Source organism: Streptomyces longisporus, assembly GCF_039532765.1.
Taxonomy (GTDB): domain Bacteria; phylum Actinomycetota; class Actinomycetes; order Streptomycetales; family Streptomycetaceae; genus Streptomyces; species Streptomyces longisporus.
In genome coordinates, this window is sequence record NZ_BAAASG010000007.1 from 272,638 (window position 1) to 287,549 (window position 14,912).

Annotated in this window: 13 protein-coding genes, 1 pseudogene and 1 riboswitch; of the genes and pseudogenes, 10 read left to right on the forward strand and 4 right to left on the reverse strand. The window is 71.0% G+C overall.

What is annotated here, in order from left to right:
* Nucleotides 1-30: 30 nt before the first annotated feature.
* Together ABD355_RS12805 and ABD355_RS12810 are read left to right on the forward strand one after the other, a co-directional pair.
* Nucleotides 31-636 carry a helix-turn-helix domain-containing protein gene (locus ABD355_RS12805; protein WP_344400339.1) on the forward strand — a complete coding sequence of 202 codons (606 nt, stop codon included), beginning with the start codon at nt 31-33 and terminating at the stop codon, nt 634-636.
* Nucleotides 633-758, forward strand: coding sequence for a DUF6126 family protein (locus ABD355_RS12810; RefSeq protein ID WP_344400340.1), 126 nt, complete (start codon nt 633-635; stop codon nt 756-758). The genes ABD355_RS12805 and ABD355_RS12810 overlap by 4 nt, the downstream gene beginning before the upstream one ends.
* 17 nt (nt 759-775) lie before the next feature.
* Here ABD355_RS12810 and ABD355_RS12815 read toward each other — a convergent pair whose 3' ends face one another.
* A complete protein-coding gene (locus ABD355_RS12815) occupies nt 776-1,573 on the reverse strand; it encodes a tyrosine-protein phosphatase (protein ID WP_344400341.1) in 798 nt (265 codons plus the stop codon).
* 170 nt (nt 1,574-1,743) lie between these two features.
* On the opposite strand from ABD355_RS12815, the gene ABD355_RS12820 reads away from it, so the two are divergent.
* The 3 genes from ABD355_RS12820 (at nt 1,744) to ABD355_RS12830 (ending at nt 6,402) form a co-directional block, all read left to right on the forward strand.
* Entirely contained in the window at nt 1,744-3,813 is a 2,070-nt protein-coding gene (locus ABD355_RS12820) for an alpha-galactosidase (protein ID WP_344400342.1), read from the forward strand.
* 316 nt (nt 3,814-4,129) lie between these two features.
* Nucleotides 4,130-4,288: riboswitch (cyclic di-AMP (ydaO/yuaA leader) on the forward strand.
* A 4-nt stretch (nt 4,289-4,292) separates the two neighbouring features.
* On the forward strand, nt 4,293-5,192 hold the full coding sequence (locus tag ABD355_RS12825; protein WP_344400343.1) for a M23 family metallopeptidase: 900 nt from the start codon (nt 4,293-4,295) through the stop codon (nt 5,190-5,192).
* Nucleotides 5,193-5,616: 424 nt separating this feature from the next.
* On the forward strand, nt 5,617-6,402 hold the full coding sequence (locus ABD355_RS12830; RefSeq protein WP_344401200.1) for an SGNH/GDSL hydrolase family protein: 786 nt from the start codon (nt 5,617-5,619) through the stop codon (nt 6,400-6,402).
* Between the two features lie 130 nt (nt 6,403-6,532).
* Here the strand turns inward: ABD355_RS12830 and ABD355_RS12835 are convergent, their stop codons facing one another.
* The 3 genes and pseudogenes from ABD355_RS12835 to ABD355_RS12845 form a co-directional block, all read right to left on the reverse strand.
* Nucleotides 6,533-7,153 carry a TetR/AcrR family transcriptional regulator gene (locus ABD355_RS12835; RefSeq protein ID WP_344400344.1) on the reverse strand — a complete coding sequence of 207 codons (621 nt, stop codon included), beginning with the start codon at nt 7,151-7,153 and terminating at the stop codon, nt 6,533-6,535.
* 332 nt (nt 7,154-7,485) lie between these two features.
* Nucleotides 7,486-7,647, reverse strand: a pseudogene (locus tag ABD355_RS12840) (glutamate dehydrogenase); the annotation flags it as partial.
* Between the two features lie 112 nt (nt 7,648-7,759).
* On the reverse strand, nt 7,760-8,938 hold the full coding sequence (locus ABD355_RS12845) for a glutamate dehydrogenase (protein WP_344400345.1): 1,179 nt from the start codon (nt 8,936-8,938) through the stop codon (nt 7,760-7,762).
* Nucleotides 8,939-9,223: 285 nt separating this feature from the next.
* On the opposite strand from ABD355_RS12845, the gene ABD355_RS12850 reads away from it, so the two are divergent.
* From ABD355_RS12850 to ABD355_RS12870, 5 genes are all read left to right on the forward strand, one after another.
* Nucleotides 9,224-10,477: an MBL fold metallo-hydrolase gene (locus tag ABD355_RS12850; protein WP_344400346.1), complete on the forward strand. Its 1,254-nt coding sequence runs from the start codon at nt 9,224-9,226 to the stop codon at nt 10,475-10,477.
* Between the two features lie 53 nt (nt 10,478-10,530).
* A complete protein-coding gene (locus ABD355_RS12855) occupies nt 10,531-11,319 on the forward strand; it encodes a DUF429 domain-containing protein (RefSeq protein ID WP_344400347.1) in 789 nt (262 codons plus the stop codon).
* Nucleotides 11,320-11,397: 78 nt separating this feature from the next.
* Nucleotides 11,398-11,790 (forward strand): helix-turn-helix domain-containing protein, encoded by a 393-nt coding sequence (locus tag ABD355_RS12860; RefSeq protein WP_266529597.1) that lies wholly within the window; start codon nt 11,398-11,400, stop codon nt 11,788-11,790.
* A gap of 104 nt (nt 11,791-11,894) precedes the next feature.
* Nucleotides 11,895-12,305: a VOC family protein gene (locus ABD355_RS12865; RefSeq protein ID WP_115913750.1), complete on the forward strand. Its 411-nt coding sequence runs from the start codon at nt 11,895-11,897 to the stop codon at nt 12,303-12,305.
* A 384-nt stretch (nt 12,306-12,689) separates the two neighbouring features.
* The gene (locus tag ABD355_RS12870; protein ID WP_344400350.1) at nt 12,690-14,885 is read left to right on the forward strand and encodes a sensor histidine kinase; all 2,196 of its coding nucleotides are present in this window, start codon (nt 12,690-12,692) and stop codon (nt 14,883-14,885) included.
* The last annotated feature ends 27 nt before the right edge of the window (nt 14,886-14,912 follow it).

Below are 14,912 nucleotides of genomic sequence, written 5' to 3' on the forward strand. Positions count from 1 at the left end.
CACAGGCAAAGCTCCGGCTGAATGGAGGGCATGAGCCCTCAGGAAGCCGAAGCGGAGCTTCCCGCTGTCGCACCCCAACTGCGCGCGCTGCGCCGCCGCGCCTCCCTCACACTGGAGGCCGCGGCGCGTGCCGCCGGGCTGTCGGCGGCCCATCTCTCCCGGCTGGAGACCGGGCAGCGACAGCCGTCGCTGCCGATGCTGCTCGCCCTCGCACGTGTCTACGGTACGACGGTGTCCGAGCTGCTCGGCGAGACGGTCGCCGACCGGGACGCCGTGGTGCGCGCCGCCGACATGGAACCGACCGTCGCCGGCGGCTGGACCTACTTCCAGGCCGGCGCGCCCGGCCGCGGCATGCAGGCCCTGCGGGTCCGCGTCCCGCACGGCTCGCAGGGCGACATCGTGCGGGTGCACCCCGGCGAGGAGTGGCTGTACGTCCTCAAGGGGCGGCTGCGGTTGCGCCTCGGGGACACCACGCACCGGCTCGCCCCCGGTGACAGCGCGCACTTCGACTCGCTGACTCCGCACCGGCTCGCCGCCCAGGATCCCGACGGCGTGGAGCTCCTGTTCGTGCACACCCTGCTGCAGAGCCCGACGGCCACGCTGTGCCTGGGCCCGATCACCGGAGAGATGCCATGAGCAACAGCAACATGGAGGAGAAGTTCCCCCGCGCCCTGTGGGTGCGTCTGATCATCTACATCGCGGTGGGGCATCTCTTCGCGGCCTTCGTCTACCTGCTGTTCGAGGTGGGGGCGAAATAGCGCAATGGCCCGAGTGATCAGTCGAGCAGCCGCTCGCGCAGGAGCTCGCGGAGTTCCGGGGTGAGCCCCAGGCCCTGCTCCAGATAGGTGTCGACGTCGCCCCACGTCTCCTCGATCGTCTCGAAGGCCGCCGTCAGATACTCGGTGCGTGCCTCGAACAGGGGGCTGAGCAGCTCCATCACCTCGGGGGAGTACGCCGCGGCGGAGCTGCTGCTGCGGTGCACCTTGTAGCGGCGGTGCTTGGCGTTCGACTCCAGGTAGTCCGCGAAGATCGCCTCGCGCTCGACGCCCAGCGCGAGCAGTGTCACGGCTATGGACAGGCCCGCACGGTCCTTGCCCGCTGCGCAGTGCATCAGGGCAGGGAGACTGTCCTCGGCGAGCGAGCGCAGCACGCGCGTGTGCTCGGCGGTGCGCTCCTTGATGATCGTGCGGTAGGAGACGATCATGCGGTTCGCCGCCTTGCCGTCGCCGAGGAGCTCGCGCAGCTGATCGATCTCGCCGTCCCGGACCATCTTCCAGAACCCGGAGCCGTCCGCCGGGTCCGACAGCGGCAGGTTCACATTGCGCACGCCCGGCAGCTCGACGTCCGGGCCCTCCAGCTTCTGGTCCGCCGCATTGCGGAAGTCGAAGATCGTGTGCAGCCCCAGGGAGGACAGGAACTCGGCGTCCTCCTCGGTCGCGTGCGCGAGGTGGCCGCTGCGGAACAGCACCCCGTGGCGCACCCGCCGTCCGTCCACCGTCGGAAGTCCTCCCACGTCACGGAAGTTGCGGACTCCGGCGAGCTCGGGTTCGGTCGACGGGATCTGCTGCGTCACGGGGGCTCCTCCCAGTCCGCCCGGCCGGCGCGGCTCGTCGTCGGGCGCTCTCCCGACGATACGACATGGATTCCTGAGGCAATGAGTTGTCCACAGGCGTTGCGACCAGGCCTCACGTGCCTTGATGATGTTGCGGATTGGTCGCACCTGTTCGAATGTGTGAGGGCTTGATGCTGGAGATCGCAGACAACGGACGTACGTGGCTCCTCTCGGGGCCGGCCAGCAGTTACGCCGTCCACCTGACCGGGGACGACGAGCTGCTGCACCTGCACTGGGGCCCCCGGATCGCGCTCGCCGACGCCGAGGCACTCGCCGTCCGCCCGCTGCCCGACTACTGGCCCTTCGAGTCCCCGCTCGACGGGCGCGAGGAGTACCCCGTGGAGGGCGGCCCCCGCTTCGTGCGGCCCGCCCTGTCCGTGCGCAGCGAAGAGCGGCGCGGCACCGAGTGGCGCTTCGAGCGGTACGAGGCGGAGGGCGACCACCTCCGGCTGGGCTTCCGGGACGGCGGGCTCGCGATCACGCTGCACTACCGGATGCGGCACGACGTCGTGGAACGCTGGGTGACCCTCGGCAACGAGGGGCCCGCCCTGGAGCTGCTGCGGGCCGACTCCGCGACCTGGACGCTGCCCGATCGTGAGGAGTGGCGGCTTTCCCAGCTGCACGGCCGCTGGGCCGCCGAGTCCCGGCTGACCGCCTCGCCTCTCACCTACGGTGAGAAGATCATCGGCAGCCGCCGCGGCCACACCGGCCACCAGCACCTGCCCTGGGTCGCCCTCGACACCGACGCCACCGAGGAACGCGGCGAGGTCTACGGCTGCGCTCTGGGCTGGTCGGGTTCCTGGCGGATCGCGGTGGCGCAACTCCCGGACGCGCGCGTGCAGATCACCGGCGGCGCCGGTTACGACGACTCCGGGCTGCTGCGCCTGGAGCCGGGGGAGTCGTACACGAGCCCCGTCTTCGCCGGTCTGTGGAGCGACGGCGGCTTCGGTGGCGCGAGCCGCGCCTGGCACGCCTACCAGCGCGCACACGTCATCCCGGACGCCGACCAGGACCGGCCGGTGCTGTTCAACTCCTGGGAAGCCACCGAGTTCGACATCTCCGAGGAGCAGCAGGGCGCCCTCGCGCGGCGGGCCGCGGCCATCGGCGTCGAGCTGTTCGTGGTCGACGACGGCTGGTTCGGCAAACGCACCAGCGACCGCGCCGGACTCGGCGACTGGACGGTCAACCGGGACCGCTTCCCGAACGGCCTCAAGCCCCTCGCGGACTATGTGCACGCCCTGGGGATGCAGTTCGGCATCTGGGTCGAGCCCGAGATGGTCAACCCGGACAGCGAGCTGTATCGCGCCCACCCCGACTGGGTGCAGTTCCAACCGGGACGGAAGCGGACGGAATTCCGCAACCAGCTCGTACTGAACCTGGCCCGGGAAGACGTCCAGGAATACCTCTGGGAGCAGCTCCACGCGCTCCTCTCCAGCGCCCCGATCGACTATGTGAAGTGGGACTTCAACCGCTGCTTCACCGACGCGGGCTGGCCGGGGGAGCCCTATCCGCAGCGCCTCTGGGTCGATCATGTCCGAGCCCTGTACGCCCTGTTGGACCGGCTGCGGGCGGCCCACCCGAATGTCGCCTTCGAGTCCTGCTCGGGCGGCGGCGGACGGATCGACCTCGGGATCATGAGCCGTACGGACCAGGTGTGGACCTCCGACAACACCGACCCGCTCGACCGGCTCGCCATCCAGCACGGCTTCAGCCAGATCCACCCCGCGCGGGTGATGGCCGCCTGGGTCACCGACAGCCCGAACACCCAGCTCAACGGCCGGATCAGCTCACTGCGCTTCCGGTTCGTGAGCTCCATGGCCGGCGTGCTCGGGGTCGGCGGGGACCTCACCCGGTGGACCGAGGAGGAGCTCGCCGAGGCCGGCGAATGGGTGGCGCTGTACAAGGAGATCCGGCCGCTGGTGCAGCACGGCGACCTCTACCGGCTGCGGCCGCCGCGGGGCGGGCTGAGTGCGGTGCAGTACGTGCGCGGGGGCGAGGCGGTCGTCCTCGCCTGGCTCCAGTCGCAGAGCCATGGCGAGCCCGTGCCGGCGCTGCGACTGCGGGGCCTCGAACCGACAGCCTCGTATGAATGCCCTGAAACGGGCGAAATTCATAGCGGTGCCGTATTGCTGCATCACGGACTGCGTACCGGATTGCGTGGTGACTTCGACGCGGCAGTTTTCCGTCTGCGGCGCATCTGAGTCTTCTGTCCGGATTGGCGCTCCTTCGGCCCCTTCATTCCAACTCGCTCCTGAAGAGGGGATCCTGGGGCGGGGGTACGTGAGGAGGGTCATATCCGTGACGGTGCGTGGCGCGTCATGTCCACGTAATTCAGGTGCTTCACAAGGGCGTTTGACGGAGACGATCACCGGGGAATTCACGCAAAGTCACCGGGTTTTCTCTCAAGGGATCAATAGAAACGCATTCACGGGGAACCGGCACTTGTTTGCTTGCGTCCCGGTCGCTTACGTTCGCCACCAATCCGGACGGACGCCCAATCCTGCCGCCGCCCGGTGCCCGCACAACTCACCCGTGAACGGCAGGAGCGGGGGACCCACAGGTACAACCGCCTGTTCCGGTCTCCGGAACGGCTAGGGGTAAAGCCGCGTCGCAGGCGCGGCCGGGCATCTCCAGCCCGAACCCGACAGCTCACCTCGCAGGCGCCGGAGAGGAATTCGTCATGCCCGCGAAGGGTAAGCACCGCCGCCCGAAGCCCCAGCGCTTCACCCGCTCCATCGCCGTCGCCGGAACCGGTGGCGCCGCACTCGCTCTCCCGCTCATGGGGGCCACCGGCGCCCATGCCGCCACCACTCAGTCCGCTTCCCAGACGGTTTCGAAAAAGGCCGTCCAGTCCCTTCCGGTCGTAGAGAAGAAGGCGACCCAGAAGAGTGCCGCCGGCCATGCGGGCGTGCGGACCTATTCGGTGCGGACCGGTGACTACCTCTCGAAGATCGCCGAGGAACAGCATGTCGCCGGCGGCTGGCACAGGCTCTACTCTGACAACCGCCGGGCCGTCGGTGACGACCCGTCGCTGATCCACCCGGGCCTGAAGCTGACGATCGGTCGGAAGGCCGCGACGGACACCACCGAGCCGTCGTCCTCGTCCGCCTCGAAGACGTCCTCGTCGGCGGCCAAGGCGACCGCCACCAAGGCCTCCGAGTCCGCCCCCACCGGCTTCACCCTCCCGGTGATCGGCGGCACCATCGGCACCGGCTACCACGTGGCCGGCAGCATGTGGTCCAGCGGGTACCACACGGGCGTCGACTTCGTCGTCCCGACCGGCACCTCCATCAAGTCCGTGGGCGCGGGCACCGTCGTCTCCGCGGGCTGGGGCGGCGCCTACGGCAACCAGGTCGTCGTCAGGCTCGCCGACGGCTACTACGCCCAGTACGGCCACATGTCCCAGATCTCCGTCTCGGTCGGCCAGACCGTGGCCGAGGGCCAGCAGCTCGGCCTCTCCGGCGCGACCGGCAACGTGACCGGCCCGCACCTGCACTTCGAGATCCGCACCACGCCCGACTACGGTTCCGACGTGGACCCGGTCGCCTACCTCCGCTCGAAGGGCGTCGGCGTCGGCTGACCTCCCCTCGCAACCACCTGCCTGACACACCGCCGAAGGCCGGACCCCGATCCCCGGGTCCGGCCTTCGGTGTGTCCGGCCGCGCGCACGTGTGCTGTGTTGCGTTCGTGACGCCCGCTCCCCGGACGACCTCTTCGCCACCCGGCGCGGCGGGGCTTCGGCCAGCGGCCGTATACAAGGGGGCACTTCGCGTTCCGGACCACCTGGAGCCATTTCCGGATCGCCGACTTCAGGGTCGGCGGCTCGCCCCGTACGATCGCTGACGCCTCAACATCCCTGGTCGGAGGGTTATTCCGGGCTTGGCGAACACTTTAGAAGTGGCTTATCTCACCGCGCGTCAACCCTTTCCTACGGTCGCGTAGGTCACATTCGAAGGTGAATCATGGTCGATGTGGCAGACGATTCGAAGAGTGACAGCAGATCAGTGATCGGGTCGTACGTTGCGGTGGGGGACAGCTTCACCGAGGGCGTCGGCGACCCCGGCCCCGACGGGGCGTTCGTCGGCTGGGCCGACCGGTTCGCGGTGCTTCTCGCCGACCGGCGGCCCGAGGGCGACTTCAGGTACGCGAACCTCGCCGTGCGCGGCAAACTGCTCGACCAGATCGTGGAGGACCAGGTACCGCAGGCCGTCGAACTGGCGCCGGACCTGGTCTCCTTCTGCGCGGGCGGCAACGACATCATCCGTCCCGGCACCGACCCCGACGAGGTCGCCGAGCGCTTCGAGCGGGCGGTGGCCCGGCTCACCGAAGTCGCCGGCACGGTCATGGTGACCACCGGCTTCGACACCCGAGGCGTGCCCGTGCTCAAGCACCTGCGCGGCAAGATCGCCACCTACAACGGGCATGTCCGGGCCATCGCCGACCGGTACGGCTGTCCCGTGCTCGACCTGTGGTCCCTGAAGACCGTCCAGGACCGCAGGGCGTGGGACGGCGACCGCCTCCACCTCTCACCCGAGGGGCACACGCGTGTGGCGCTGCGCGCCGGGCAGGTCCTCGGTCTCGAGGTGCCGGCCGACCCCGACCAGCCCTGGCCGCCGCTCCCGCCGCGCGGCACCCTCGACGTGCGACGGGACGACGTGCACTGGGCGCGCGAGTACCTGGTGCCGTGGATCGGCCGCCGACTGCGCGGCGAGTCGTCAGGGGACCACGTCACGGCGAAGGGCGCGCTGTCGCCGGACGACATCAAGATGCGGATCGCTTCGGTGGCCTGACGGGCGTTCGAGGGTCGGCTGAAACCGTGCTGGGCGGGGCGCTCGTGATGGCTTGGGAGCGGCCCTCGCTGCGGCCGGTGGTGAAGGTGAAACGGGCCCGGTGGCACGAGCCCCCGCCGAGTGCGGGGGCTCAGTGCTCCGAAGCCGTCAACGCCGCCCGCTCCAGCCCCAGTTCCCGGGCCAGCGCCTCGTCCACCCACTCCTGCGCCCGTGCCCGCGACACCGCACCGGCGTACGAGGTCAGCTGCACGGCGAGCCCGTCCAGCAGGGCGGTCAGCCGCAGGGCCGCGCCGTGCGGGTCCGGGCAGTGGAACTCGCCCGCGGCCACGCCCTCCGCGACGACCTCGGCGATCGCCGCCTTCCACTGCTTGTCCAGGTCGCGTGTGACCTCCTGCAGCGCGGGCTCGCGCAGTGCCGCCGCCCAGCCCTCGATCCACAGCCGCCAGCCCTTGGCCTGGCCCGTCGGCGCATACCAGCGCACCGCCGACCGCAGTCGCCGCAGCGCCGTCGTACGGCGGCCGAGAAGCTTGCGCAGATGCGCGAGGTCGTCCTCGGCCGCGAAGGTGAACGCGGCGGCGACCAGCTTTTCCTTGGTGGAGAAGTGGTACAGCACCAGCGCGTTGCTCACACCGAGCGCCGAGGCCACGTCGGCGATCCTGACCGCCGCCACACCCCGCGCCTCGATCTGCCCGATGGCGGCCCGCAGCAACTCCGCGCGCCGCTCAGCCACACTCAACCGCACTCTCGCCACGCGGTCACCCTATTGCGTCGCCACTGGTGACGCCGGGCGAGGCCGACACTTGGCGGGTTCGAGAGGGTGCCCGTTGTCGGCCGTGCCCCTGCTCTGCTCGGATCGTCGTCACCGGTGCGGTGGCCGCCCGCGGGGTCGTCCCGTCGGCTTCCGTGCGGGTCGGTATCTGTTCGGTCGGGGTGCGTATCGAGCGGCGGGTGTGGGCGAGCGCCTCCTTGGCGCGGGTGAGGTCGGCGTTTGGCGGGTTCGAGGGGGTGCGCGGTGTCGGCCGTACACCTGCTTGCTCTTTCCCGGGGGTGCCGGGATGTCGGGCACGCGTGCCCGGACCGTCGTCACCGGTACCAGCCGAAGCGTTCCGCGATCACCGGCAGCCGGTCCGCGACGATGGCGTGGGTGGCCGCCCGCGGGGTCGTCCCGTCGGCTTCCGTGCGGGTCGGTATCTGTTCGGTCGGGGTGCGTATCGAGCGGCGGGTGTGGGCGAGCGCCTCCTTGGCGCGGGTGAGGTCGGCGTTTGGCGGGTTCGAGGGGGTGCGCGGTGTCGGCCGTACACCTGCTTGTCCTTTCCCGGGGGTGCCGGGATGTCGGGCACGCGTGCCCGGACCGTCGTCACCGGTACCAGCCGAAGCGTTCCGCGATCACCGGCAGCCGGTCCGCGACGATGGCGTGGGCGGCCGCCCGCGGGGTCGTCCCGTCGGCTTCCGCGCGGGCCAGCATCTGCTCGGTCAGGGTGCGCATCGAGCGGCGGGTGTGGGCGAACGCCTCCTGGGCGTCCGCGCCGATGTCGCCGAACAGGGTCCACCACCACCAGGCGTTGGTCCCGGAGTTGACGACCACGTCCGGCAGCACGGTCACCCCGCGCGCGGCCAGCAGCTCCTCCGCCTCGGGCAGTACCGGCATGTTGGCCGCCTCGACGATCCAGCGGGCGGTGATCCGCTCCTGGTCGGCGGCGTCGATCGCGTACGAGACCGCCGCGGGTACGAGCACCTCCGCCTCCGCAGACAGCCAGGCGTCGCCGGGCAGTTCACGGTCGTCGGGGCGCAGGGCCGCACGGTCCACGGTGCCGTACGCGTCACGCGCGGCGAGCAGCGCCTCGACGTCGAGGCCGGCCGGGTTGGTGATCGTGCCCTTGATGTCGGCGACGGCGACGACGGTGAGCCCGGCGCGCGCGAGGAAACGCGCCGTCGCCCCACCCATCGTGCCCAGACCCTGCACGGCCACCCGGGTTCCGGCGTACGCCACCCCGGCCCGGTCGAGAGCCGCGAGCGCCGACTCGGCGACCCCGCACCCGCCGACCAGCTCGTCAAGACCGATGCCGTCCACCTCGATCGCGAAAGCGTCCGCGAGCCGCCGCCGTGCCTCCGCCTCGTCGTCGAGCAGGGGATACACGGCCTGGATCGACGACACCAGCCCCGCCTCGGCCGCCGCCCGGTCCACCAGGTCCTGGCTGAGTCCGAGGTCCTCCCCGGTGGTCCAGAAGCTTTCGACGTACGGCTTCATGGCGCGCAGATAGCGCACCAGGAGCGCGTACGCCCCGGGGTCCCGAGGGTCGCAGTCGATACCCCCCTTGGCGCCGCCCAGAGGGACGTACCGGCCCTCGGGGTTGTAGTGCAGCGCCTCCTTCATGGTCATCCCGCGCGCGAGCCCGGCCACCTCGTCCAGGGTGCAGCCCGCCCGCATGCGCAGTCCGCCGCTGGACACGCCGCGCACCAACCGGTCGACGACCAGGAAGCCCTGGCGGCCGGTGAGGTGGTCGGTCCAGGTGACCGACATCAGGGGGGCGGTCATGCGATCTCCTCGCGGATGATGATCAGGGGCCGGCAGGGTGTCGAAGACCCCGGTTACTGAATCGTGAGTCAGTATCGGAACCGGGGGCACACGCTGTCAACGGCCGAATGATCGCCCTGGCGCCGGCAGGGCGACGGGAATGGAGGCCGACGGTCCGCCGTTCACCGAGCGGTGGGCAATCCTTGGGCTTTCCTTGGAATGAGCCCGCGGCGACCCGGACGACCCAGGTGTTGTCGGAGGAGCCGACCATAATGGAATGCCTCGTCGACTCCATCTGGAGGTACCGTGTCCGGTTTCCGTTCCCTGAGCTCCGGGCTCCGCGCGCTGCAGCCCGCGGGCTTCGGCGCGGACCCGAGCGGTGAGCGCCTCGCGCGCATCCGCAGATCACCGCACTTCAAGGACGGGGTCTTCCAGAATCCCGGAGGCACCGCACGGACCCGGCCCTCCGGCTCCACGCTGGACTTCGCGAAGGTCTTCTTCGACAAGGACGAGCGCCCCCAGCGCGCTCCCAAGGGCACGATCCCGGTGCACCCCACGACGCTCGCCGACATCGCGAAGCCGCCGGCCACCGGACTGCGGCTGACCTGGATGGGGCACTCCAGTGTGCTCGCCGAGATCGACGGACAGCGGGTGCTCTTCGACCCCGTGTGGGGCGAGCGCTGCTCCCCCTTCTCCTTCGTCGGCCCCAAGCGGCTGCACCCGGCACCCCTGCCGATCGCCGCGCTCGGCCCGGTCGACGTCGTCGTCATCTCGCACGACCACTACGACCACCTGGACCTGCCCACCATCAAGGCACTGGCCGACACGGACACGCTGTTCGCCGTCCCCCTCGGCGTCGGCGCCCACCTCGAACACTGGGGCGTCTCCGCCCACCGGCTGCGCGAGCTGGACTGGCACGAGGCGACCAAGGTCGGCGGCCTCACCCTGACCGCCACGCCCGCCCGCCACTTCTGCGGCCGCGGCCTGCGCAACACCCAGCACACCCTGTGGGCGTCCTGGTCCGTCGCCGGGGACGAGCACCGGATCTTCCACAGCGGCGACACCGGCTACTTCGAGGGCTTCAAGGACATCGGTGCCGAGCACGGGCCCTTCGACGCCACGATGATCCAGATCGGCGCGTACTCCGACTTCTGGCCCGACATCCACATGACCCCCGAAGAAGGCATGCGCGCCCACCTCGACCTGCAGGGCGGTGAGCCGCACGGCGTGATGATGCCGATCCACTGGGCCACCTTCAACCTGGCCACACACCCCTGGGCGGAGCCCGGCGAGGGCACGGTCGCGGCCGCCCGCGCCACAGGCTCCCGCATCGCCCTGCCCCGCCCCGGAGAGCCCTTCGAACCCACCGCCGAGACCGTTCCCTCCGAGCCGTGGTGGCGCGCCGTCGCCCAGGCCCCGGCCGGTGGCTGGCCGACGGCGGACGTGCTGACGAAGGCGGCGATCAAGACGACCGCCGACTCCGGCGCCGAGGCCCAGGCCGAGGCCGACGGCAAGTCCCCGGACGGCACCGGGGAGCCCGAGACGGTCTCGGCGGGCTGACCTCGGCGGGGGAGGCGCGTACCCCGACCGGACACGCCCAGGAGGGGATCCCGGTGGGCCATCAGCGGACGGTGACGGTCGGGGTCGACCTGGCGGCGAGTGCACGGCGTACCGCCGTGTGCCGTGTCGTGTGGGCGGCCGACGGCGCCCTGACGGCCGAATTCGTCGTGCCGGGAGGGGACGAGGACCTGCTGGCGCTGGTCCGGTCCGCCGACAAGACCGGACTCGACTGCCCGCTCGGCTGGCCGTCGAGCTTCGTGGACACGGTCCTCGCCCACCACCAGGGTCTACGGCTGCCGCCGTCGGCCCGGTTCGAGGAGCGCACGGACGGCCGTCCCGGCCTGGACCCGCTGCGGTTCCGGCTGACCGACGACCTCACCTGGAAGGCGACCGCGATGCGCCCTCCGCTGTCGGTGTCCACCGACCTGCTGGGCGTCGTGGCGCTGCGTGCGGCCCGCCTCCTGGACGCGCTCGCGGCCACCGGCACCCCCGTGCCCCGGGACGGGTCGGGCCGGGTCGCCGAGGTGTACCCGGCCGCCGCGCTGCGACGGTGGGGCATCCGCCCGGTCCGCAGCTACAAGAGCGCCACGTCCGAAGCACGCGAGGTCCGCGAGCACATCGTTCTCGCGGTCGGGGAGGGTCTGGGAGTGGCTCTGCCCGAGCCCGTGCGCTCCACGTGCACCGACAGCCACGACCATCTCGACGCCCTCCTCTGCGCCCTGGTCGCGAGGGCCGTTCTGGTCGGGGACACCCGGTGGCCGGAGACTGCGCAGGAGCGCGCGGCAGCCGGACAGGAGGGCTGGATCCACCTGCCGGACGGGGAGCTGGCCGCCCTGCGCTGACAGCAGCGCCGTATGCGGTGGCGGCGTCTCAGCCCGTGCGACGTCAACACCGTCGCCGAAGCATGGTGTGATGGCGCCGTGAGCCGCGCCGCAGAAGAAACGAACCGCCGCATGCTGCGGGCCCGGGACGCGATGGACCGCGCCTACGCCCAGCCGCTGGACGTGCCCGCCCTGGCCCGGATCGCCCACGTCTCCCCGGCACACTTCGCCCGCACCTTCCGCGCCACCTTCGGCGAGACACCGCACCGCTATCTGCAGCGCCGCCGCGTCGAGCGCGCCATGTTCCTGCTCCGGGAGACCGACCGGAGCATCACGGACATCTGCTTCGAGGTCGGCTTCGGCAGCCCGGGCACCTTCAGCCGTACCTTCCGCGACGTCGTCGGCCGCTCTCCCAGGGAGTACCGCAAACAGGCCGTCGCCCTGGACGTCCCCACCTGTTTCACGATGGCGTGGATGCGGCCGAGCGCCTGACAGCTACCTCGTCCGTCCGATCGTTTCGTCCTTCTGCTCGTTCTTCGGCGGACAGAGCAGTTTTGGATAAGTTTTCGCGGGGCCGGGCTCGTAGCGTGATGCTCATGTTCACAGCAATCACGCACTCGCAGATCTACGTTCTCGACCAGGACGAGGCCCTCGACTTCTACGTCGGCAAGCTCGGCCTGGAGGTCAACACCGACGCCGACCTCGGTTTCATGCGCTGGCTCACCATCAACGTCCCCGGCCAGCCCGACCGCGAGGTCCTCCTGGAGCGGCCGGGCCCGCCGCGGCTGTCCGAGGAGACCGCGGAACAGGTCCGCGAGCTGCTGACCAAGGGTGCGACGGGCGGCTTCCTCATCTTCCGGACCGAGGACTGCCGTAAGACGTACGAGACCCTCAAGGCCAAGGGCGTCGAGTTCACCGAGGAGCCCACCGAGCGGCCGTACGGGATCGACTGCGGCCTGCGCGACCCCTTCGGCAACAGCATCCGCTTCACCCAGCCGAAGGGCTAGATCTATACGTTGCGTGACGTTCGGGGGATGACTTCCGAAGACGCGTGAGCGTCCCCAAACGGTCCCGGCGGGTTGTCGGCCGGACAGAAAAGAGCATGCGCTGAGGGCCGGGGAGCAGTCGCTCCCCGGCCCTCGCCCTTTCCTGGTGACCGCTTCTGACCAGCTCTGATCGATCCCTCGTTCAGCGGGACCGCGTGCTCGCTGGGTTTATCGGTCTGTCGTACGAGCCCTCATACCAGAGCGGGACGCCATGCGTGGGACTTTGTCAACTGCCCACCGCACATGATGCGTTGGCGACTACTGTGAGTGTCCATCGGGCGACGCATGCCCGAACCGCGCAGCACGCGCCCCAGGCACCGACGGATCAGTACGACGAGGACACCGATGTCTCACCTTCGCGCACCGGCCGCACGCGCAGACCGCCGCGAGGGCGGGCGGCACGGACGGCCGGTTGCCCGTCCCGTGCCCTCGCTGCCCGAGACCCACATACGGCCCCAGTTGCTGCGGCTCGCCGTGCTGCCGCCGATCGCGGTCGCCCTGAGCGCGAGCGCGGCCGTCCTGTTCACCGTCCGCAGCACCGGAGCACGGCCCAGCCTCACGCTGTGGGGCGTGCTCGCCGGCGCCGCCGCGGTGGCGTTCGCAGGGATCCTGATCGCCTCCGTCGCCGCCGACCGCACCGCCAAGTCGGTGAGCGACCGCCTCGGCGCCCTGCGCCGCATCAGCGGCCGCGGTGAGGCCGACCTGCGCGCTCTCGTCGAGTCGCTGCGCCGCGGCGACACCCCGCCCCCGCGCAAGCCGCGCAGCTCTCCGCCGGACGATGCCGACGACTTCGAGCTGCTCGCCGCCGACCTGACCCGCGCACACGACGGCGCCGTCACCGCCGTCGTGCAAGCCGCCCAGCTCTCCAGCCAGGCGGGCAGCGAACAGAAGCTCGAGGTCTTCGTCAACCTCGCCCGGCGCCTGCAGTCGCTGGTGCACCGGGAGATCTCCATCCTCGACGAGCTGGAGAACGAGATCGAGGACCCCGACCTGCTCAAGGGCCTCTTCCACGTCGACCACCTCGCCACCCGGATCCGTCGGCACGCCGAGAACCTCGCCGTCCTCGGCGGCGCCGTCTCCCGACGGCAGTGGAGCAACCCCGTCTCCATGACCGAGGTGCTGCGCTCCGCCATCGCCGAGGTCGAGCAGTACTCCCGGGTGAAGCTGGTGCCGCCGATCGACGGCACCCTGCGCGGCCACGCCGTCGCCGACGTCATCCACCTGCTGGCCGAACTCGTCGAGAACGCCACGGTGTTCTCCGCCCCGCACACCCAGGTCCTGCTGCGCGCCAACCTCGTCACCTCGGGACTCGCCGTCGAGGTGGAGGACCGCGGCCTCGGCATGCCGGTCGGCGAGCAGAAGAAGATGAACGCCCTGCTCGCGGACCCCGACCAGGTCAATGTGGCGAGCCTGCTGGCAGACGGCCGCATCGGACTGTTCGTCGTCTCGCAGCTCGCGCGACGGCACGGCATCAACGTCCGGCTGCAGACCAACATCTACGGCGGGGTGCAGGCCGTGCTCGTCGTACCGCAGGGGCTGCTGGGCCCGACGGCGGGCGTTCCCGGGGGCGCAGGGCAGCCGCACAGTGTCACGGGCGTGATGGGGATGCCCGAGCCGTCCGTACCGCCGCGGTCCCAGCCACAGGCTCCGCCCGGCCCCCGATCCGAGACCGTCGGGCCTCGGGTCACGCCCCCGCCGTCCCCGCGGTCCACGGCCGCCGTGCCGAACGGCACTCCGCTGGGCGGCAGCACGGCGGCCGGCAGCGGAGCGGCGCCGCTCCCGGTGCGCGGGGCCCAGGAGGAGCGGGCCAACCCCGCGGAGGCCCTGCCCGGAATCCGTCCGGACGACCGGCGGCTCGTCGAGGAGAACGCGGGCACACCGCCGACGCCCCGTACCGGCACGGTCCGCGGCACCATGGGCAAGCCCCAACTGCCGCGCCGCCGTGCCCAGGAGCACATCGCACCCCAGCTGAGGGACGGCCCGGCACCCCGCCAGGAGTCCGAGTACCTCGCCGGCCACGACCCGGGCCTGATGGCCGCATTCCAGCGCGGCATCGGTCTGGCGGAGGCCCAGCAGAACCTCGAGTCGGAGTCCACCGAATACGCGGAGCACCCTGAGTACACATCGGAGTACACAGGGGCCGTACACACGGCGTCGTCGGCGCATCCGGAGCCGGACCACATGGCTTCGCGGCACATGGAGTCGCCTCATATGGGGGCGCCTCATATGGAGTCGGCGCACACGGAGTCCAGGCACACGGAGTCCACGCACACCGAGTCCGCCTACATGGCCGTCGAGCCCGTGGGACAGACGGCGCGCATCGAGTCGCGTCCCCTCACCGACCCGGCTCACACAGACGCCGCGCCCATCCTCCCGAGCTCGCCCTTGGACGTGCTCCACACGGACGTCACCGCCACCACCCCGCCGCCCTCCATCGACGTATCGCACATGGACCCGGCCCACATAGCCGAGGCGCGCCCCGCGTCCGCGCGCGGCACCGACCATCCCAGCCGGCACGACGGGAGCGCACCAGCCGGATGACCACCCCTGTTCCCACCCCCGTTACCG

What these genes read in the sequence shown, in the direction of transcription:
- ABD355_RS12870 (WP_344400350.1), top strand. Translation starts at nt 12,690, where the DNA reads ATGTCTCACCTTCGCGCACCGGCCGCACGCGCAGACCGCCGCGAGGGC.
- ABD355_RS12820 (WP_344400342.1), top strand. Translation starts at nt 1,744, where the DNA reads ATGCTGGAGATCGCAGACAACGGACGTACGTGGCTCCTCTCGGGGCCG.
- ABD355_RS12845 (WP_344400345.1), bottom strand. Translation starts at nt 8,938, where the DNA reads ATGACCGCCCCCCTGATGTCGGTCACCTGGACCGACCACCTCACCGGC.
- ABD355_RS12865 (WP_115913750.1), top strand. Translation starts at nt 11,895, where the DNA reads ATGTTCACAGCAATCACGCACTCGCAGATCTACGTTCTCGACCAGGAC.
- ABD355_RS12810 (WP_344400340.1), top strand. Translation starts at nt 633, where the DNA reads ATGAGCAACAGCAACATGGAGGAGAAGTTCCCCCGCGCCCTGTGGGTG.
- ABD355_RS12825 (WP_344400343.1), top strand. Translation starts at nt 4,293, where the DNA reads ATGCCCGCGAAGGGTAAGCACCGCCGCCCGAAGCCCCAGCGCTTCACC.
- ABD355_RS12805 (WP_344400339.1), top strand. Translation starts at nt 31, where the DNA reads ATGAGCCCTCAGGAAGCCGAAGCGGAGCTTCCCGCTGTCGCACCCCAA.